The organism is Lysobacter sp. BMK333-48F3, from assembly GCF_019733395.1.
In the GTDB taxonomy this organism is placed as follows: Bacteria; Pseudomonadota; Gammaproteobacteria; order Xanthomonadales; family Xanthomonadaceae; genus Lysobacter.
The window spans coordinates 1,661,619-1,680,720 of the sequence record NZ_JAIHOO010000001.1; the positions used below are offsets into that span (position 1 = coordinate 1,661,619).

The 19,102-nt window shown below is 70.6% G+C and carries 18 protein-coding genes; 8 read left to right on the top strand and 10 right to left on the bottom strand.

Annotated elements, in window-relative coordinates; all coding sequences use genetic code 11:
- Positions 1–1,506: an ATP-binding protein gene (locus tag K4L06_RS07000; RefSeq protein WP_221670716.1), complete on the top strand. Its 1,506-nt coding sequence runs from the start codon at positions 1–3 to the stop codon at positions 1,504–1,506.
- 92 nt (positions 1,507–1,598) lie between these two features.
- On the opposite strand, the gene K4L06_RS07005 is transcribed toward K4L06_RS07000, so the two are convergent.
- Positions 1,599–2,276 (bottom strand): IS1595 family transposase, encoded by a 678-nt coding sequence (locus K4L06_RS07005; protein ID WP_221670508.1) that lies wholly within the window; start codon positions 2,274–2,276, stop codon positions 1,599–1,601.
- A gap of 297 nt (positions 2,277–2,573) precedes the next feature.
- Between K4L06_RS07005 and K4L06_RS07010 the strand changes: the two genes are divergently transcribed.
- The 3 genes from K4L06_RS07010 to K4L06_RS07020 all read left to right on the top strand — a co-directional run bounded on the left by K4L06_RS07010 (position 2,574) and on the right by K4L06_RS07020 (position 5,240).
- Positions 2,574–3,185 (top strand): hypothetical protein, encoded by a 612-nt coding sequence (locus tag K4L06_RS07010; RefSeq protein WP_221670717.1) that lies wholly within the window; start codon positions 2,574–2,576, stop codon positions 3,183–3,185.
- Positions 3,186–3,220: 35 nt separating this feature from the next.
- Positions 3,221–4,480 (top strand): NIPSNAP family protein, encoded by a 1,260-nt coding sequence (locus K4L06_RS07015; RefSeq protein ID WP_221670718.1) that lies wholly within the window; start codon positions 3,221–3,223, stop codon positions 4,478–4,480.
- Positions 4,481–4,541: 61 nt separating this feature from the next.
- Positions 4,542–5,240 (top strand): YafY family protein, encoded by a 699-nt coding sequence (locus K4L06_RS07020; protein ID WP_221670719.1) that lies wholly within the window; start codon positions 4,542–4,544, stop codon positions 5,238–5,240.
- A 322-nt stretch (positions 5,241–5,562) separates the two neighbouring features.
- Here the strand turns inward: K4L06_RS07020 and sigJ are convergent, their stop codons facing one another.
- The 4 genes from sigJ to K4L06_RS07040 all read right to left on the bottom strand — a co-directional run bounded on the left by sigJ (position 5,563) and on the right by K4L06_RS07040 (position 9,135).
- Entirely contained in the window at positions 5,563–6,450 is an 888-nt protein-coding gene (gene sigJ / locus K4L06_RS07025) for an RNA polymerase sigma factor SigJ (RefSeq protein ID WP_221670720.1), read from the bottom strand.
- 94 nt (positions 6,451–6,544) lie between these two features.
- Positions 6,545–6,988, bottom strand: a complete 444-nt coding sequence (locus K4L06_RS07030) for a carboxymuconolactone decarboxylase family protein (protein ID WP_221670721.1) — start codon at positions 6,986–6,988, stop codon at positions 6,545–6,547.
- Positions 6,989–7,348: 360 nt separating this feature from the next.
- On the bottom strand, positions 7,349–8,002 hold the full coding sequence (locus tag K4L06_RS07035; RefSeq protein ID WP_221670722.1) for a response regulator transcription factor: 654 nt from the start codon (positions 8,000–8,002) through the stop codon (positions 7,349–7,351).
- Positions 7,999–9,135, bottom strand: a complete 1,137-nt coding sequence (locus tag K4L06_RS07040; RefSeq protein ID WP_221670723.1) for a histidine kinase — start codon at positions 9,133–9,135, stop codon at positions 7,999–8,001. Before K4L06_RS07040 ends, K4L06_RS07035 begins: the two co-directional genes overlap by 4 nt.
- Positions 9,136–9,301: 166 nt before the next feature.
- Between K4L06_RS07040 and K4L06_RS07045 the strand changes: the two genes are divergently transcribed.
- The 3 genes from K4L06_RS07045 to K4L06_RS07055 all read left to right on the top strand — a co-directional run bounded on the left by K4L06_RS07045 (position 9,302) and on the right by K4L06_RS07055 (position 13,334).
- Entirely contained in the window at positions 9,302–10,018 is a 717-nt protein-coding gene (locus tag K4L06_RS07045; protein WP_221670724.1) for a hypothetical protein, read from the top strand.
- Positions 10,019–10,154: 136 nt separating this feature from the next.
- Positions 10,155–11,531, top strand: a complete 1,377-nt coding sequence (locus tag K4L06_RS07050) for an alpha/beta hydrolase (RefSeq protein ID WP_255595008.1) — start codon at positions 10,155–10,157, stop codon at positions 11,529–11,531.
- Positions 11,532–11,945: 414 nt separating this feature from the next.
- Entirely contained in the window at positions 11,946–13,334 is a 1,389-nt protein-coding gene (locus K4L06_RS07055; protein ID WP_221670725.1) for an FAD/NAD(P)-binding protein, read from the top strand.
- A gap of 397 nt (positions 13,335–13,731) precedes the next feature.
- Here the strand turns inward: K4L06_RS07055 and K4L06_RS07060 are convergent, their stop codons facing one another.
- Together K4L06_RS07060 and phhA are read right to left on the bottom strand one after the other, a co-directional pair.
- Complete coding sequence (locus K4L06_RS07060; protein ID WP_255595009.1) at positions 13,732–14,364, bottom strand: DUF4291 domain-containing protein; 633 nt, start codon at positions 14,362–14,364, stop codon at positions 13,732–13,734.
- A 109-nt stretch (positions 14,365–14,473) separates the two neighbouring features.
- Entirely contained in the window at positions 14,474–15,373 is a 900-nt protein-coding gene (gene phhA / locus K4L06_RS07065; protein ID WP_221670726.1) for a phenylalanine 4-monooxygenase, read from the bottom strand.
- 132 nt (positions 15,374–15,505) lie between these two features.
- Between phhA and K4L06_RS07070 the strand changes: the two genes are divergently transcribed.
- On the top strand, positions 15,506–15,982 hold the full coding sequence (locus K4L06_RS07070) for an Lrp/AsnC family transcriptional regulator (RefSeq protein WP_221670727.1): 477 nt from the start codon (positions 15,506–15,508) through the stop codon (positions 15,980–15,982).
- 7 nt (positions 15,983–15,989) lie between these two features.
- On the opposite strand, the gene K4L06_RS07075 is transcribed toward K4L06_RS07070, so the two are convergent.
- The 3 genes from K4L06_RS07075 to K4L06_RS07085 all read right to left on the bottom strand — a co-directional run bounded on the left by K4L06_RS07075 (position 15,990) and on the right by K4L06_RS07085 (position 19,088).
- Entirely contained in the window at positions 15,990–16,508 is a 519-nt protein-coding gene (locus K4L06_RS07075; protein ID WP_221670728.1) for a cytochrome c oxidase assembly factor Coa1 family protein, read from the bottom strand.
- Positions 16,509–16,632: 124 nt separating this feature from the next.
- Positions 16,633–17,358: an aspartate/glutamate racemase family protein gene (locus K4L06_RS07080; protein ID WP_221673549.1), complete on the bottom strand. Its 726-nt coding sequence runs from the start codon at positions 17,356–17,358 to the stop codon at positions 16,633–16,635.
- 53 nt (positions 17,359–17,411) lie between these two features.
- On the bottom strand, positions 17,412–19,088 hold the full coding sequence (locus tag K4L06_RS07085) for a M28 family metallopeptidase (RefSeq protein WP_221670729.1): 1,677 nt from the start codon (positions 19,086–19,088) through the stop codon (positions 17,412–17,414).
- Positions 19,089–19,102 lie beyond the last annotated feature (14 nt).

The window sequence follows — 19,102 nt, forward strand, 5'->3', positions numbered from 1 at the left end:
ATGCGCCGTCACCGCGATGCCGGCGCCGCGGACGCGAGCGCCGCCGACCCGACCACCGCCGCGGCGGACTGGCGCGAACGCCGCCGCCAGGCGCGCCGCGAGCATTGCCGACGGATGCGCGAATTCCCCGGCGGGCGTTCGCTGCGCTGGAAACTGACCTGGGTGCTGATCAAGGCGGTGCTGCTGGCCTGGTTCGTCTGGCTGAGCTGCCAGGTCTGGCAGCTGGGCCGCGAGCACACCGGCATGCTCGACAACTCGCTGCGCGAAATCGCCGAGCAGGTGCTGGGTTCGATGCCCGAAGGCCTGGATCGCCTGCCTTCGCGCGATCCGGCGCGGCCGACGGTGCCGGTGGAAGCCGACCGCAAGATGAGCTTCCAGGTCTGGGCCAACGGCCGCAACGTGGTGTACTCCGCGGCGGCGCCGCTGCAGCCGCTCAACCCCGAGTTCAAGGACGGTTTCGCGCGCCGGATCATCGACGGCGAGCGCTGGCAGGTCTACACCCTGACCGATCCGCAGCGCGGCCTGGTGGTGCAGGTCGGCCGGACCAAGCGCATGGCGATCGAGGAGCTGCAGGGCTGGATCGTCGGCAGCCTGCTCGCCGCGGCGCTGATCCTGGTTGCGTTCGCGCTGGCCACCTGGCTGGTGATCGGGCGCTCGCTGCGGCCGATCACCGCGCTGCGCGACATCCTGCGCCAGCGCCAGCCGCTGGACCTGACCCCCTTGCCGACCCAGGCCTTGCCGAGCGAGTTCCGGCCGCTGGTCGACGCCTTCAACGGCCAGCTCGAGCGCGTCGACGCCGCGGTCCAGCACGAGCGCCGCTTCATCGCCGACGCCGCGCACGAGCTGCGCACGCCGCTGGCGGTGCTGAGCACCCACGCCGAACTGGCCCTGCGCGCGACCACCCTGGAAGACAAGAACGGCGCCCTGCAGCGGCTCAACGCCGGGGTCCAGCGCGCGGCGCGGCTGTCGGAACAGTTGCTCGACCTGGCCCGGCTGGACGCCGGCGAAGAGTCGGTGCGGCTCAAGCCGCTGGACCTGTCGGACCTGATCGTGCTGGTGATCCGCGACTTCGAGACCCTGGCGCGCGAGCGCCGCCAGCGGATCAGCCTGCGCACCGGGCCGTCGCCCTTGCTCGGCGACGTCGACCAGCTCGGCATCCTGCTGCGCAACCTGCTCGACAACGCGGTGCGCCATGCCGGCGCCGACGGCCAGATCGCGGTCAGCTGTACCCGCGGCGACGACGGCGCGGTCGAACTCAGCGTCGCCGACAGCGGTTGCGGGGTCGCTGCAGAAGATTGCGAACGGATCTTCGACCGTTTCTACCGCGCCCCGGGCAGCCCCGACGGCGGCAGCGGCATCGGCCTGTCGCTGGTCGCGCGCATCGCCCAGACCCACGGCGCGCGGATCGAATGCGGCCCGGGCCTGGAGCGCGGCAGCGACGACCCGCGCGGCCCGGGCCGCGGCTTCGAGGTGCGGCTGCGGTTCCCGGGGGCGCCGGCGGCTTAGGCGCTGGGGCGACAGCAACAGCAGCAGCAAAGAGCAACAGCAAATCCCCCCTGGCCCCCCTTTTTCAAGGGTCTTAGGAAGCAAACAGCCCCTCAGAGTGGGTTGGATCGTAGCAACTTGAGGGTCGCCCGGTAGAGGTCTTCGTGGCGGTGGTTGAAGCGGAACTCGCACTCCTTCAGGTGCAGGTAGAAGGTGGCCTTGGGCACCTCGTTGAATTTGGCCAGGCGCCGCTTGGCGAAGCTCCAGAAGCTCTCGATGCCGTTGATGTGGTTGTCGCCCTCGGCGAAATGATTGCCGCTGTGGCGAATGCGCCAGTGCTTGGCATAGCCCAGGTCGACCAGGCCGTCGTAGCTGGACAGACAGTCGGAGAGGATTTCGCTCTCCAGGCGAATATGCCCACGAATTAAGGCCTGAAGCGTGGCGGTTTTGCAGTTGGGGACGATCTGGGTGTAGACGTGCTGGCCGCGTTTGAGCATGCCGAAGACGATGGTTTTCTTGCCGGCGCCGCGGCCGCGTTTGCCGCGCACGCGCCACGGTCCGAAGAAGGATTCGTCGACTTCCACCTGGCCGGTGAACGGCGAATGCTGCTCGCATTCGGTGGCGATGGCACGACGCAAGGCAAGGAAGATCGAGTTGACCGATCGCACGCTCAACCCGGTCAGTTGCGCGGTGCTGGTCGCGGTCAGGTCCAGGGCCCAGCAGCGCACGAGGGCCCGAAATCGGGCCTCGCTGATTTTCGAACGGCTGTAGTACCTATTTTTCTTATTCATTTCAGGAAGATAGCTGCGTTATGAGGCAGCTTTGCTTCCTAAGACCCTTTGAAAAAGGGGGAACAGCAAGCTGCATCGCGGTGGAAGTAACGGCCTCGCGATCTCCGTGGATGTCGTGGAAGCCCGACCGCAGCGGATCCACCCGAAGCATTCCCCCCTTTGAAAAAGGGGGGCCAGGGGGGATTTGCTTTTGCTTCCATTGCGAAACCCCCCTCCCCGCCGCCCTGCTGACAACAGGCTGGCAGCAGCCCCCGCGCACAGTGCTGCGGTGCGATCGGCACGGCAGAGGGGTGCGGCATGGACCGGCAGCGACGGACGATCTTGCGGTTGGGGGCGAGCGCGCAGCTCGCGGCGTGGGCGACGCTGTTGCCGACCGGCGCGGTGGCCGGCGGCGCAGGCGGCGCCGCTGCTACGAGCGAAAACGGCGCCGGCGGCGATGGCGAGCGCGACGGCCGCCACGATTTCGACTTCTATCACGGCCGCTGGCGGGTCGAGAACCGGCGCCTGGCGCAGCGCCTGGCCGGCAGCGACGACTGGATCGAGTTCGAAGCCACCGACGAGTGCCGGCCGGTGCTCGGCGGGCTCGGCAGCGTCGACCGCTACCGCACCGACTGGAACGGCGGCATCGAGGGCTTCGCCCTGCGCCTGTACCGACCGCAAAGCCGGCAGTGGCACGTGTACTGGGCCAGCGACCGCGACGGGGTGCTCGAACCGCCCCTGGTCGGCGGCTTCCGCGACGGCGTCGGCCTGTTCGAGGGCCTGGAAGCGCACCAGGGCCGGATGCTGCGCGCGCGCGCGACCTGGTCGCAGATCCGCGCCGACAGCGTGCACTGGGAACAGGCGCTGTCGCCCGACGACGGCCGCACTTGGGAAACCAACTGGGTCATGCGCATGACCCGCATCGACTGACGCGCATCGACCGACCCGACCAGGAGACCGGCGCCATGACCGCCACCGCAGCCCAATCGACCCTCGCCGCGTCAGCGCGCGACGACAGCCGCCACGACTTCGACTTCCTGCACGGCCGCTGGCAAGTGCGCAACGAACGCCTGCGCGAGCGCCTGAGCGGCAGCGACGAATGGGAAACCTTTTCGGCGCTGCAGACCTGCGCGCCGGTGCTCGGCGGACTCGGCAACGTCGACGCCTTCGTCAGCGACTGGGACCGAGCTGGCGCGCCGGGCCGTTTCGAAGGCATGACCCTGCGCCTGTTCGATCCGGCGCGGCGGCAGTGGAGCATCTACTGGGCCGGCAACCACGACGGCGTGCTCGAACCGCCGGTGGTCGGCGGCTATCGCGACGGTGTCGGCAGCTTCGAAGGCGAACTCGAACACGCCGGCCGCCCGGTGCTGGCGCGCTTCGTCTGGAGCGGCATCAGCAAGAACACCGCTCATTGGCACCAGCAGTTCTCCGCCGACGGCGGGCGCAGTTGGGAAACCAATTGGCATATGTGGCTGCGCCGCTGCGGCGACGATGGCCGCCTGCTGCACGAGGATGCGGTGATCGAACTACGCCGCTATCGCCTGCAGCCGGGGCGGCGCGAGGAACTGATCGAGCTGTTCGAGCGCGAATTCGTCGAGCCGCAGGAAGCGGTCGGCATGCATTTGATCGGCCAGTTCCGCGACCTCGACGACGACGACCGCTACACCTGGATCCGCGGCTTCCCCGACCACACGCTGCGGCGCAGCGCGCTGGAGGGCTTCTACGGCGGGCCGACCTGGAAGCGCCACCGCGAAGCGGCCAACGCGACCATGGTCGACAGCGACGATGTGCTGATGCTCAAGCCGGCCTGGCCGGGCGCGGGCTTCGCCGCGGCCGCGCAGGCGCGGTCGGCGCCGGGCGCGACCGTCGAAGCCGGGCCCGGGCTGATCCTCGCCGGCGTCTGTGCCCTGGCTCCGGCCGCCGCGGCCGGCTTCGCCCGCGCCTTCGAACGCGAGTTCGCCCCGGCACTGCGCGCGACCGGCGCCGAATTGTTGGGCGTGTACCTCAGCGACGACACGCCGAACAAGTTTCCGCGTTTGCCGGTGCGCGAGGACGGCCCGCACCTGGTCTGGTTCGCGCGGGTCGAAGACGCGTCCGCGGCGGAACGGCTGCAGGCCGACCCGGCCTGGCGCGCGCGTTGGGCCCAGGCCGAGCGCGAAGCCCTGCGCGGGCCGCCGGAGTGGCTGCGGCTGGCGCCCACGCCGCGTTCGGAGCTGCGCGGGTGAACCCGCGGCGCCGCGGTACCGCTGCGCTTGAACGCGGCGCGGCGGCGCGGGATCATGCCGCATGCGCCGCGCCGACCGCCTGTTCCTGTTGATCCACGCCCTGCGCGGCCGCCGCCATGCGATCACCGCCCAGCAACTGGCGCAGACCCTGGAAGTGTCGCTGCGCACGGTCTACCGCGACGTCGCCGACCTGCAGCGCTCCGGCGTGCCGATCGAAGGCGAGGCCGGGGTCGGTTATCTGCTGCGCAAGGGCGCGGACATCCCGCCGCTGATGTTCAACCCCGACGAGCTCGAAGCCCTGGTGGTCGGCACGCGCTTCGTGCGCGCCTTCGGCGGCGAGCGCTTGGGCCGCGGCGCCACCGCCGCCTTGCTCAAGATCGAGGCGGTGCTGCCGCCCGAGCTGCGCGCCCGCAGCGCCCGCACCCGCATCTTCGCTCCGCAGTTGGACAACCGGATCGAGGCCAGCGGCCTGATCGACGCGCTGCATGCGGCGGTGCTGGAACAGCAGGTGCTGCGCCTGAACTATCGCGACAGCGAAGCGCGCAGCAGCGAACGCGAGATCGAGCCGTTGTGCCTGTCGTTCTGGGGCGGCAGCTGGACCCTCGGCGCCTGGTGCCGGCTGCGCGCAGGCTTCCGCAGCTTCCGCCCGGACCGGATCGCCGACTACGCCGCCACCGGCGAGCGCTTCGCCGAATCGCGCGAACGCGGCCTGGACGCGTACTTGCGTTCGGTGGGCGGGCAGGGATTGGAGCCGGTGTAAGCAGAAAGGCGGAACTGAAGCGATTGGGCCGATGCTTCCTGGGATGCATCGCTAGCCGTCGCCCCCTTTGAAAAAGGGGGCGAGCGCCCGGTACGAGTACGAAGTCCGATCGGACTGGCGGCGCGGGGGATTTGCTTTTTGCACGCAACATCAAAAGCAAATCCCCCCTACCCCCCCCTTTTTCAAAGGGGGGAACAGCAACGCGGCGAATGTGGAGCATGTGCCAGTTGCTTCGGCGGACGCGGATTTTTAGCCTTTTTCGACTTTCGACTTTCGACTTTCGACTTTCGACTTTCGACTTTCGACTCCCGATTCCCGTCCCTCAGCGAATCCGCACCGCCTCCAGCCGCGCCAGCTTGTCCGGGTTGCGCATGATGAAGATGTCGCGCAGGCGGTCGTCGTCGTCGTAGCCGAAGCTGATCGCCGCTTCGATCTTGCCGTCGCGTTCCAGGATCACGCCGCGCGAGCCGTTGAGGTCGACGAACAGCCAGCGGTCGTCGCGGCAGGCCGGGTGCAGCACAGCCTGGATGAAACCCAGCACCGCGTCGCGGCCGTGCAGGGCTTCGGCTACCGCGGTGACCTTGCCGCCGCCGTCGGCGCGCAGGGCGATCTGTTCCGACAGCAGCGCGGCCAGCGGCGCGGTGCGGCCCTCGACCAGGGCGGTCTCGAACGCCGCCAGCAGCTGCTCCTGCTGCTCGGCCGGGGTGACGTGGCGGACCTTGGACCGTTCGACATGTTCGCGCGCGCGCTGGACCAGCTTGCGGCAGGCGGCTTCCTCGATGTCCAGGGTCCGGGCGACATCGGCATAGGACTGCTCGAAGATCTCGTACAGCAGATACGCGGCGCGCTCCTTCGGCGTCAGCCGCTCCAGCAACAGCAGGAACGCGGTCGACAGCGACGAGGCCAGGGCCAGCTGCTGCTCGGGCTGGTCGGCGCTTTCGGCCTGGATCGGTTCGGGCAGCCAGGAGCCGACATAGTCGACCCGGCTGCGGTGGGCCGAACGCAGCAGATCGATGCAGCGGCGGGTGCAGGCCGTGGTCAGCCAGGCCGCCGGGTTGTCGATGCCGCTGCGCTCGGTGTTCTGCCATTTCAGGAAGGTGTCCTGGACCGCGTCCTCGGCGTCGGCGCGCGAGCCGAGGATGCGGTAGGCCAGGCCGGTCAGCATCGGCGCGGTCTGGGCGAACAGGCGGTGGTCGTCGTTGGCGGTCATGATCGATTCCTGGAGGCGGCGCAGATGATAGCCAGCGCCGCGGCCGTTGCCGACGCGTACGGCTGCGCAGCGCGCGGCACGCAGCGTCCCGCGTTCAGTGCTTGGAGACCTGCAGCCGGTTCCACAGGTTGATCATGCCGACCAGCGAGGTCAGCGCGCCGATCTGGGCATCGTCGTAGTGGGCGCGCAGTTCGCTGCGCAGCGCGGCGTAGTCGCTGCGCTCCTCGATCCGGGTCAGCGCCTCGGTCCAGGCCAGCGCGGCGCGTTCGGCCGGGCTGAAGTCGCCGACGTGGCGCCACACGCTCAGGTGATCCAGGCGGGCCTGGGTTTCGCCGTCGGCGCGCGCCTCGCGCAGATGCATCCTGATGCAGAAGGCGCAGCCGTTGAGCTGGGAGGCGCGCAGCTGGATCAGGTGGTAGACCGCGCGCGGCAGCCCGCGTTGGTCGATCGCGGCCTGGACGCTGCCGTGGACGTCGCCGAGCTGGCTGAGGATCTCGGGGATTTCGCGTTCGTACTTGATGGCGTCGGTCTGGTTCATGGGGCGCTCCGGCGGGGTTTGGGTGGGCTGATACCGGTTCGACGATCCAGCCCGGCCGCCCGTGACATCCCCGCCAAAAAATTCTCGCTCCCTGTAGGAGCGGCGTGAGCCGCGACCGCGCCATCGCGACAACGACGCGGCCGGCCGGTAGCGCAGGGAAATCAACCGCGGATATCGACAGGCTTAGGCGACGCCGCGAGTGCGAAGCATGGCGGTCGCGGCTTGCGCCGCTCCTACCCCGGTCCGGCAGAACGGCTTCGATGATCGGCGACGGAGGCGGATGGTTCTGCGCATCCCCTGTCGCGGCTCACGCCGCTCCTACAGGCGCAGCATGCTCTTCGAATCCACAATCCCCAACGATCAAATCACCCGCAAAGTGATCGCCTTCAGCACCGCCCGGGTGCGGTCGCGGGTGTCGAGCTTTTCCAGGATCGTCGAGACGTAGTTCTTGACCGTGCCTTCGGCCAGGAACATGGCGCGGGCGATTTCCTTGTTGGAGTAGCCGCCGGCCATCAACCGCAGCACCGAGACCTCGCGTTCGGTGAACAGCGCGCGCGGGGCGTCGTCGGCGTGGTAGCGGTAGCGCGCGCGCACCGGCTCGGTGCTGACCGGTTGCAGCAGGGTCTCGCCAGCGGCGACCCGGGCGATGGCGTCGCGCAGGTCTTCCGGGGCGGCGTCCTTGAGCAAAAAGCCCTGGGCGCCGGCTTCGGTCGCGCGCAACAGCAGCTCGCTGTCGTCGAAGGTGGTCAGCAGCAACACCGGGGTGGCGTCGCCGCGCTCGCGCAGGCGCAACAAGGCGTCGATGCCGTCCAGGCCGGGCATGCGGATGTCGCTGAGGATCACGTCGACGGACGTGTCGGCTAGGCGGTCGAGCAAGGCCTGGCCGTCGTCGGCCTCGAACGCGATCTGCAGGCCCAGCCGCTCGAGCAGGGCGCGCAGGCCGGCGCGGACCAGGGTCTGGTCGTCGGCGAGGGCGAGCCGGATCGGCGCGCGCGGCGCGGTCGCGGCGCTCACGCCGGCCGCTCCGATGTGGGCAGCTCTGATGTGGGAAGCTCCGCCTCGATCCGCAGCGCACCGCGCGCATTGGCGGCCAGCTGCAGGCGGCCGCCGAGCGCGGCGATGCGTTCGCGCATGCCGGTCAGGCCGTTGCCTTCGCGCAGCGCGCCGCGAAGCCGGCCGTCGTCTTCGATCGCCACCCGCAAGCGGCCGGGTTCGGCCCGGATCTCGACCCGCACCCGCTCGGCCTCGGCTTGGCGCGCGCTGTTGGTCAGCGCTTCCTGCACCAGCCGCAACAGAGCCTCGGCCAGAGCCGGGTCGGTCAGGTGCAGGCGCGGGTCGATGTCCAGGTCCAGCACCGGCCGCGGCAGCGGCGCGGCCAGCGCGCGCAGCGCGGTGGCCAGGTCCAGCCCGCGCGCGTCGCGCAGGGCCTGGACCACGTTGCGGATATCGCCGAGCAGTTCGACCGCCAGTTGCTGGGCCAGTTGCACCTCGCGGCGCTGGCCGAGCCCGGGTTCGGCGGCGAGCGCGCGCAGGTTCAGGGTCATCGCGGTGAGCTTGTGCCCGGCGACGTCGTGCAGCTCGCGCGCGACCCGCAGGCGTTCGGCATCGCGTGCGCTGTCGGCCAGCAGGGCGCGGGTGGCGAGCAGGTCGGCGTTGACCAGGGCCAGGCGGTCGCGGGTCTGCTCGGCGCTGCGCGCGTAATGCGCGACCAGCGCGGCGAAGCTCTGGAAGCCGGCGAAGATCAAGGTGACGATGAACGGCGCGCCATGGCCGGCCTGGCGCAGGATCAGGTACAGGGCCAGGTTGAGCAGCAACGCGATCGCCAGTACCGGCCGCAGCGGCAGGGCCATGACCAGGTGCGCGGCGACGATCACCAGCAACGCCGGCGCGGCGCCGCCGGTCGGCGCCAGCCAGCTCACCGCCAGCGCGCTCAGGCATTCCGGCACGAACAACCACGCGCGCCAGCGCGGCCGCGACGGCGGCAGCAGGTCGTGGCCGAGGAAGCAGGCCAGGAACAGCGCCATCGCCAGCCATTGCGCGGCGCGCTCGGCATCGTCGTCGTAGCGCAGCGACAACAGCACCGCCAGCCAAGTCAGCACGGCGGGCAGGTTCAAGGGTTGCAGCAGCGAGCGCAGGCGGCCGGACATGGCCGGATGCTGCGCGCGGCGCCGCGCACAGGCAATGGCCGCGCAGCAGAAAGTGACTTCCGGCAGGGTCGATCGACGACTCCTGGCCCCTGTGCCGGCGACGGCCGCGACGCAGCATGGTCCGGCGCCCACTTTCACCGCCGGGCGCCCTACCGGAGCCGCCGCCATGTTGTCCGCCTACGATTGGATCAAGACCCTGCACATCGCCGTCGGCGTGGTCGCGCTGATCGGCTTCTGGAGCGCCGGCCTGGCGCGCAAGGGCAGCCCCCTGCACCGCCGCGCCGGGCAGATCTTCCTGCTGGCGATGACCGGGATCCTGATCACCGGCGTGCCGATGGCGGCTTACAAGCTCGAACAAGGCCATCCGGTCACCGCCGCCTTTCTCGGCTATCTGCTGGTGATCACCGCCACCGGGGTGTGGACCGGCTGGCGCGCGATCGCCGACAAGCGCGACGTGCGCCGCTACACCGGGCCGGTGTACGTGGCCCTGGCCGGGTTGTCGCTGCTGTCGGGCGCGGCGATCCTGGCGCTGGGCCTGCGCATCGGCGCGCCGCTGCTGACCGGCTTTTCCAGCATCGGCTTGTTCATCGGCGCCGACCTGCTGCTCAAGCGCCTGCGCCGCGAGCGCCTGGGCGCGCGCCCGCGCTGGTGGCTGATCGAGCACTACACCGCGATGATCGGCAACGGCATCGCCACCCATATCGCCTTCCTCGGCATCGGCCTGCCGCGCCTGTTTCCGGCGATCGATGGAGCGGCCCTGCACTACGCGGCCTGGTTCGGCCCGCTGCTGGTCGCGATCGGCGCCAAGCTCTGGTTCGACCGCCGCTGGCGCGCGCCGCAGCCGGCGACCGTGGGCGCGCGAGCGCCGGCGCAGATCGGTTGAACTGCGACGCAGGCGCAAGGATCACAGTCGCGGCGAAAAAGAAAGTGTCGCCGGTTGAGCGTCGGCATGCCCTTCGCACTGCAACCGCGCGCCGCAAGCGCGCATCAGATCGGATAACTCTTAGCGGAATCCGACCATGCCCAACGCCCGCCCCCTGCCCCGTTCCGCCGTCTTCCGCCGCACCGCGCTGGCCCTGGCCCTGATCGCCGGCGTCGGCGCGGCCCACGCCGCCGAACCGGCCCCGGCCGCCGATCCGGTGCGCTGCCATGCCGGCGCTTACCGCCTGGACGACGGCCGCGTGGTCGACATCGGTGCGGTCGCCACGCCCGGCACGCTGCGCTGGCGCCTGGTGGACGGCCGCACCGGCAAGCTGACCCAGCGCGACGGCGCCTGGACCAGCACCCGTGGCTGGACCGACCAGGCCGACGGCGTCGCGGTGTCGTTCGGCGACTGCGCGCAGGGCAAGATCCGCTACGACGGCCACACCGGCCAGAAGCTGCGCTTCGACGTCCGCGAGACCCGCTTCCAGGGCAACGGCGTCGAGCTGCGCGGCCGCCTGGTGCTGCCGGAAGGCCGCGACAAGGTGCCGCTGGTGGTGCTGGTGCACGGCTCGGAGAACTACTCCGGGGTCGACCTGTACCACCTGCAGAACCTGTTCCCGGCCAACGGCGTCGGCGTGTTCGTCTACGACAAGCGCGGCACCGGCGGCTCGACCGGCAAGTACAACCAGAATTTCTACCAGTTGTCCGACGACGCCGCGGCGGCGCTGCGCGAGGCCAAGCGCCTGGCCGGCGCGCGCGCCGGCCGCACCGGTTTCCAGGGCGGCAGCCAGGGCGGCTGGGTCGCGCCGCTGGCGGCGAGCAAGGAGCCGCAGGCCGAGTTCGTCGTGGTCGGCTTCGGCCTGGCCGACGGCGTGCTGGCCGAAGACCGCGATCAGGTCGCGATGGACCTGCGCGCGGCCGGCTTCGGCGACGCCGATATCCTGGCCAAGGCGCGCGAAGTCTCCGACGCCACCGGCCTGATCGCCTCCAGCGACGGCCAGCGCGGCTGGGAAGAACTGGACGCGTTGCGCGCCAAGTACGGCGCGCAGCCGTGGTGGAAGGCGCTGAAGGGCGAGTACACCGGTCTGGTGATCAACAAGACCCGCGCCGAAGTGCTGGCCGAGCTGGCCCGGCTGGACGTCGACGTGAGCTGGGACTACGACCCGATGCCGGTGCTGCGCGACCTGCGCGCGCCGCAGCTGTGGATCGTCGGCGGCTCCGACGTGGAAGCGCCGTCGGACGAAACCCAGAAGCGCCTGGTCGGCCTGGCCGGCGAAGGCCGACCGATCACCACCGCGCTGTTCCCGACCGCCGACCACGGCATGCTGGAGTTCGACGTCGACGCCAAGGGCGAGCGCCAGCACAGCCGCATCTCCGAAGGCTATTTCCAGATGCAGCTGGACTGGATCCAGCGCGGCAAGCTGGACCATGCGCCGTACGGATCGGCCAAGCTGTTGGCGCAGCCGAAGTGAGCGCGCAGTCCGTCGCCCGCAGCGCGGCGGACTTCGCAGCGATGCCTGGATGAAGCCCTGGATCCCCGCTTTCGCGGGGACGACGGCCGAAGGCTTCGCGGCGACTCGCGCTACCGTTTCGGCGCCGCGGTGCAACAGATGCCCGCGCCGCTCTCCTATCGTCATCCCCGCGAAAGCGGGGATCCAGAGACTTCAGCGCGATGTCCCGATGCCGCTGTGCGGCGATGCGTTCCCTCGCGCAGAAAATCCCCGCACTGCGACCCCGATTGCAATTCGATGACATCGCTCATGTCGTATCGACATGACGAGGTTCCGCATCGTCCGCGCCGATTTACGAACCGGTAACCGTCGCTTTACGCAGCCGCGCCCGCGATCCACTAGAACGAAGCCTCCTCAAATACGACCGGGGGCAGCATGCGCATCACCATCGTCGGAGCGGGTTTCAGCGGCAGCGCCTTGGCGCGCGAATTGGTCGGGCAGGCGGGGCCGGGCGTGGAGCTGTGCCTGGTCGGCATCGGTGACAGCTACGGCCGCGGCGTGGCCTACGGCGAGGCGCGGCCGGAGCACCTGCTCAACGTGCGCGCCAGCGAACTGGGCGCGACGCCCGATCAACCCGGCGGCTTCGCCGACTGGCTCAACCTCACCGACCGCGCGCGCAGCAGCTACCTGCCGCGGTTGTTGTACGGCGAGTACCTGCATGCGCAGTTGCAGACCGCGCTGGCCGGCAGCGCGGCGGCGTTCAACCAGATCCGCCAGGAAGCGGTGGCGGTCGAGCGCGCGGCTTCGGGCTTCCGCATCCACCTCGCCGACGGCAGCGACTTCCTCAGCGACAAGGTCGTGCTCGCGGTCGGCGCGCTGCCGCCGCAGCCGCTGCCCGGGGTCGGGCCGCGCCTGGCGATCCATCCCAGCTATCTGGGCTGGCCATGGCAGGACGGCGCGATCGATGCGATCGACCCGGACGCGCGGCTGTTGATCGTCGGTACCGGCCTGACCATGGCCGACGTCGTCGTCACCCTGCACCGCCGCGGCCATCGCGGCCCGATCGTCGCCCTGTCTCGCCACGGCTTGCTGCCGCGCGCTCACGGCGAGTATCCGCCGCCGCCGATCGCCTTGCCGCCGGCGGTGCTGCAGGCCTTGCAGACGCACGCACCGCGCGAACTGTCGTGCGCCTTGCGCACCCTGGTGCCGGTGGTCGAGGACTGGCGCAGCCTGGTCGATGCCCTGCGCCCGCATCTGCAGGGCTTCTGGCGCGGCATGCCCTTGCCGCAGCGGGCGAGCTTCCTGCGTCACCTGCGCTCGTACTGGGAGGCGGCGCGGCACCGCATCGCGCCGCAACTGGCCGAGGAGCTGCTGCGCCTGCGCGAACACGGCCGCCTGCGGATCCGCGCCGGCCGGCTGGTGCGCGCGCGTCGCGGCGCCGATGCGGTCGAGGTCTTGATCCGCGAGCGCGGCGACAACGTCCTGCTGCAGGAGCGTTACGACGTATTGATCCGCGCCACCGGCCTGGACACCGACATCGAACGCACCACCCATCCCTTGATCGCGCATCTGCGCGAGTCGGGCCTGGTCGCGGCCGACCCGCTGGGCCTGGGCCTGCGCACCTCGGATCGGTTCGAAGCCCTGGACGCCAAGGGCAGCGCGGTGCGCGGCCTGTACGCGCTCGGGCCGCTGCTGCGCGCGCAGCGCTGGGAGATCACCGCCGTGCCGGAGCTACGTCAAGCGGCGCGCGAGCTGGCCGGCGAGTTGCTCGCGACCGCCTCGACCGCGCGCGCCGGCGCCAAACCGCTGGCCGCGACCGGCTGACGCCATGCCGCCACATCGCGGCGCCGCCGCCCGCCTGTAGGAGCGGCGCAAGCCGCGACCACCATGCCGCCACATCGCGCCGCCGCCGTCCGCCTGTAGGAGCGGCGTAAGCCGCGACCACCGCAGCGGTGGTCGCGAGCGCGGCAGCCGAAGACCGGCCATACGGTTCTGGCGAACAACGCCTTGGTGCCAGGCTTCGGCGGCGGACGTGAATGACGTCGCTTCGGCGGTCGCGGCTTACGCCGCTCCTACGACAGGCAGCGCACAACCCGTGCTGGGGTAGGAGCGGCGCAAGCCGCGACCGCCATGTCGCCCCATCGCGGTGCCGCCGCCCGCCTGTAGGAGCGGCGTAAGCCGCGACCATCGCAGCGGTGTGCGCGAGCGTGGTAGCCGAAGCTCAGACCGGGCTGGCGACCGGATAAGGCCGTTCCGTCGGTAGCGCGGCGCCGGCCTCGTCGAGCCGTCCGGCCTGGACCAGCCCGTGGATGCGATGCGCCAGCGGGGTGATGTCGTCGATACGATGGATCCATTGCTCGACGTAACGATCGACCGCAAGCGGGCCGAGGCCGATCTGGATCGAACGGTGCGGCAAGGGACGCAGATGCAGATCGCGTTCCGGATCCCATTGGATGCGGACCGGGTGGGCGCGCTTGTGCTGCTCCCATTCGCCTGGACTCATGTCCGGATCGGGGTGGCTGGCGCAGGCGTGGCGCAAGGCCCATTCGAAACCGGCGCGGTCGATATCGATCGCCAGAACGCGGGCCTGACCGGCGTCTTTGTGGCCCCAGCCGGCGCGATACATCATCCACAGGAACGAAGGCTTGATCCAGGTCATGCGTTCGCGCTTGAACGGCGCGACGAAACGGCCGGCGCGCAGCGCCGCATCGGCGATCGCGTGGGAATAGGCCTGGTAGACGCGGATCGTGGCGTCGTCGTAGACGGCGCGGATCTGGCGATGGGGCACGGCGGACTCGCCGTGGTGGTCGTCCGCACCCATGTGCGGGGTCTTGCTCGGGTTGTCGTCGTTCATTCCGCGCCAGTGTAGCGCGTTGCGCTATCGACCTGGGCAGCGGGCGAGCGCCGGCTCCCGGAGGAGGAGCCGACGTGTGCGGAATCGAACTAACCGGCCGCCGCGTCGCTCAAACGTCCCCGTCCGTCAGCCAGCCCTCGCCGGTGCCGCGATTGAACACCTGGTCCTCGGCCAGCACCTCGCCGGCCGGGATCGAATCCTGCCGGGCCAGGCGTTGGTAGATCGGGGTGAAGTCCGGAGTCGTCGCCTGCATCAGCTGTTCGAAGCTGTCGATGACGAAGTAAGTCTTCTGGAAGGTGTCGATGCGGTAGCGGGTGCGCATGATCCGCTCCAGGTCGAAGCCGATCCGGTTCGGCGCGTTCGATTCCAGGCAGTGGATCGATTCGCTCTTCGACGAGACGATGCCGCTGCCGTAGATGCGCAGGCCGTCGGCCTGCTTGATCAGGCCGAATTCGACCGTGTACCAGTACAGCCGGGTCAGGTGCACCAGCGCTTCGGGGTTGATCCCGTGCGCCTTCACGCCGCCGCGGCCGTAGGCCTGCATGTAGTCGGCGAACACCGGGTTCATCAGCAGCGGCACGTGGCCGAACAGGTCGTGGAACAGGTCCGGTTCGGACAGGTAATCGATCTGGTCGGCGCGGCGGATCCACCAGGTCACCGGGAAGCGGCGGTTGGCCAGGTGATCGAAGAAAGTCAGCTCGGGCAGCAGGCCTTCGACGCCGACCAGCTCCCAGCCGGTGTGGGCGCGCAGCACGCGGTTGAGATCGTCGAACTTCGGGATCCGGTCCGGGGTCATGTGCATGGCGCGCTGCGCAGCCAGGAACTCGTCGCTGGCGCGGCCGACCAGCACCTGCTGCTGGCGCTCGAACAGCTGCGCCCACACCGCATGGTCCTGGCTCGAATACGAAGCCCACGGCTGCTCGACCACGGCGGTCGTGTAGACCGGCACGTAGCCCTTGTCGGTGAGTTGGTGTTCGACGCGCTGCGGGGTGGGCTGCTGGCTGGCCATGGAACGCTCCGTGCGTCCCGGAGAGGGACGCTACGACTGTAACCGTGGCCCGGCGCAATAGGCTTGCGTTATTGCGCGCCCACGCCGGTTTGGCGCAATATCGTTGCGTCAAATCGCCAGGGGGCGCAGCGAATGGCCGCGATCGAGCTGGACCGTACCGACATCGTGCTGCTCGCCGAATTGCAGCGCGAAGGCCGTCTGACCAATGCCGAGCTGGCCGAGCGGGTGCACCTGTCGGCCTCGGCCTGCCTGCGCCGGGTGCAGCGGCTGGAGCGCGAGGGGGTGATCTCCGGCTATCGCGCCGAGGTCGACCCCGAACGCCTGGGCCTGGGCTTGCAGGCCTTCGTCCGGGTGCGCCTGGGCCGCCACGACAGCGAGGCGGTGGCGGCGTTCGCCGAGTTCGTCGACAGCTGGGACGAGGTGGTGGCCTGCTATGCCCTGACCGGCGACATGGACTACCTGCTGCAGATCGTGGTGCGCGACCTCGACCACCTCTCGCGCTTCCTGCTCGACCGCCTGCTCAACCAGGCCGGCGGCGCCGACATCAATTCCAGCCTGGTGCTGCGCACGGTCAAATCCTTCCGCGGCCTGCCCTTGCCGGGACGCTGATCGCGGCTCAGGGGTCGCTCGCCGACGCGTCCGGGGCCGGCTCTTCGGTGGCGGTGTCCTGCGGCGCGGCGGCCGGCGCCTGCGGCGGGAATGCGTCCGGTGCCGGCGGCGCGAGCAGGTCGATGCGGCGGCCGTCGTCGAGTTCGACCTCGATCCGCGAATAGGTCCAGCGGCCGTCGCGGCGTTCGCCGCGCAGATGCACCTGCGCCTCGCCCTTGGGCCCGCTCAGCGGGAACACCGCATCGACTTCGCCGCCCTCGTCGTTCATGTCGAAGCGGCCGCTGCGCATCCAGCCCGAATCCACCGGGCTGCCGAGCGCGGCGATCACCGCCGGATCGTGGCGCGCCAGGCCGGCGGCATGGCGGAAGGGTTCGCCGGGCTTCATCAGCCCGCCCAGCCCGCCGAGGCCGTACATCACCAGGGCGCCCAGCATCAGCCCGGCCAACAGGATCACGCTCAGGCAGCCGGTCGGGACCGCCCATTTCCAGTGCCGGCTCCACCAGCCGGGGTTGGCGCTGTCGTTCATGGGATGGCTCCTTGCGCTGTCCAGGGTTGAGTGTGGTCGCATCCGCGCGCGGCGATCAGCCGATGCCGCCTCGGTTCCGGGCGAATCGGGCGGGCCCTACGCGGGGTGTTAGGGACGGAGGGGATCAAGCGAGCTTAATCCCCTCCGTCCCTGCGTTCTGGCCGATCGCCGCCAGCGCTGCGGCGCGCGCGTGCAGGGCGGCGGTGTCGAAGCACGGGATCGCGACGTCGTCCGGGCCGATCAGCAGGCCGATCTCGGTGCAGCCCAGGATCACGCCTTGCGCGCCCTGCGCGACCAGCCCGGCGATGATGGCCTGGTACTCGCGTCGCGACTCGTCGCGGATCCGGCCCAGGCACAGCTCGTCGTAGATGATCCGGTGCACGCGTTCGCGCGCGGCGGCGTCGGGCACGATCACCTCCAGGCCGTGACGCTCGATCAGGCGCTGGCGATAGAAATCCTGCTCCATGGTGAAGCGGGTGCCGAGCAGGCCGACGCGCTGCAGCCCGGCGGCGCGGATCGCCGCGCCGGTGGGGTCGGCGATGTGCAGCAGCGGCAGGCCGCAGGCGGCTTCGACCGCATCGGCGACCTTGTGCATGGTGTTGGTGCAGATCACCAGCAACTGCGCGCCGCCGTCGCGCAGGCTGCAGGCGGCGCGGCCGAGCAGGGCGCCGGCCGCGTCCCAGTCGCCGGCATGCTGCAGGCGTTCGACCTCGGCGAAGTCGACGCTGTACAGCAGCAGCCGCGCCGAATGCAGGCCGCCGAGGCGTTCGCGCACGGTTTCGTTGATCTGGCGGTAATACGGCAGGGTCGATTCCCAGCTCATGCCGCCGAGCAGGCCGAGGGTCTTCATCGCGGTCGCGGTCATCGCCGCAGTATGTCACGCATGCCCGGCGCGGCGTCCGCTCAGGGCGCGGCCGCGCGGGCGCCGGCGGAGGCCGGCCGGGCGAAGCGCTCGCCGAAGAAATCGCCGCGGTTCCAACGCGGCCGCTGCGGATCGTCGGCGATCAGCTGGCCGATGCGCGCGTTGAGCCGCGCCAGCCGCGCCGCATCGGCGTACTGGATCGGCTGCGAGGCGTCGTCGCCGGGTTGGTGGTAGCGCTCGCGCAGGAATTCGCCCAGCACCGCGCGACCGTCGGCGCCGGCGTCGCGCGCCTGGATGCCGCCGGTCAGGTACACCGCCGGAATGCCGGCGCGGATGAAGGCGTACTGGTCGCTGCGGATGAAGATGCTTTCTTCCGGATTCGGGTCCGGGCTCAGGCGCAGGCCGACTTCGCCGGCGGCGCGTTCGAGCGTCGCCTGCAGGCTGGAATGCTCGACCCCGACCGGAATCGCGTCGCGGGTGGGGGTCAGCAGCACCGGCATGTCCATGTTGACGTTGGCGACGATCGAGCCGGCCGCGACGCTGGGATGGCGCGCATACCACTGCGCGCCGAGCAGGCCTTTTTCCTCGCCGGTCACCGCCAGGAACAGCAGCGAGCGCTGCGGCGGCGAGGGCGCGCGCGCCAGCTGCTGCGCCGCTTCGAGCAGGATCGCCACGCCCAGGGCGTTGTCGAGCGCGCCGTTGTAGATCGCGTCGCCGCGCACCGGCGCGCCGATGCCGACGTGGTCGAGATGCGCGCTGAACAGCACGTGCTCGCGCGCCAGCGCCGGATCGGCGCCGGGCCGCAACGCGACCACGTTGCGCGATTGCGCCGGCGCGATCCGGGTCAGCGACGACAGCTCCAGCGTGCCGGGCAAGTCGTAGCCGCGCAGGCTGCCCTCGCGCGCATCGCGGAACACCTGCTGCGCGTTGCGGCCGCCGGCATCGAGCAGCAGCGGCGCGGCCGCGGCGGACACGTTGGCGATCACCTGCAACTGCGGGAAGGTGTCGATCGCGCGGCCGTCGGCGTCGCGCAGGCGCATGCCCGGCCGCGCCCAGTTCTGCGCGCCGCGCGCCCACGGCTGGCGTTTTTCCTCGTCTTCGGTCGAGACGATCACCGCGCCGACCGCGCCGCGCGCGGCCAGGGCGGCGAACTTTTCCCGCATCGAGCTGTAGAACGCGCGCCGGTCGATATCGAAGCGCGCCGGCGCGCCGTGCAGCAGCACTGCGATCTTGCCGCGCAGCTCGAGCCCGGCGAAGTCGTCGTAATCGAGTTCCGGCGCGTGCACCGCATGGCCGACGAACACCGCCGGCGCCGCGATCCGCGCCTGGGCGCGGTCGAAGTCGAGTTGCGGCAGGAACTGTTCGCGATAGGTCAGCGCCACCGTCGCCGCGGGCCGGCGCACCACCAGGCTGCCGCCGCCATCGACCCGCTGCGCGCGCAGCAAGGGCACGCGCTGGAAATAGCTGCCGTCGTCGCCGGCCGGGCGCAGGCCGATCGCGCGCAGGCGCTGGGCGACGTACAGCGCGGCAAGATCGTAGCCGCGGGTGCCGGTTTCGCGGCCTTCGAGCAGATCGTCGGCGAGAAAGCGAAGATCGGCCTCGATCCGGCGCGCGTCGGCGCCGGCGGCGGGATCGTAGGCGTCCGCCGGCGGTGCCGGCGCATCGCGCTGGCAAGCGGCCAACAGGCACAAGGCGGCGGCCCAGGCCCAGCGGGACATACGGCCGGCCAGTC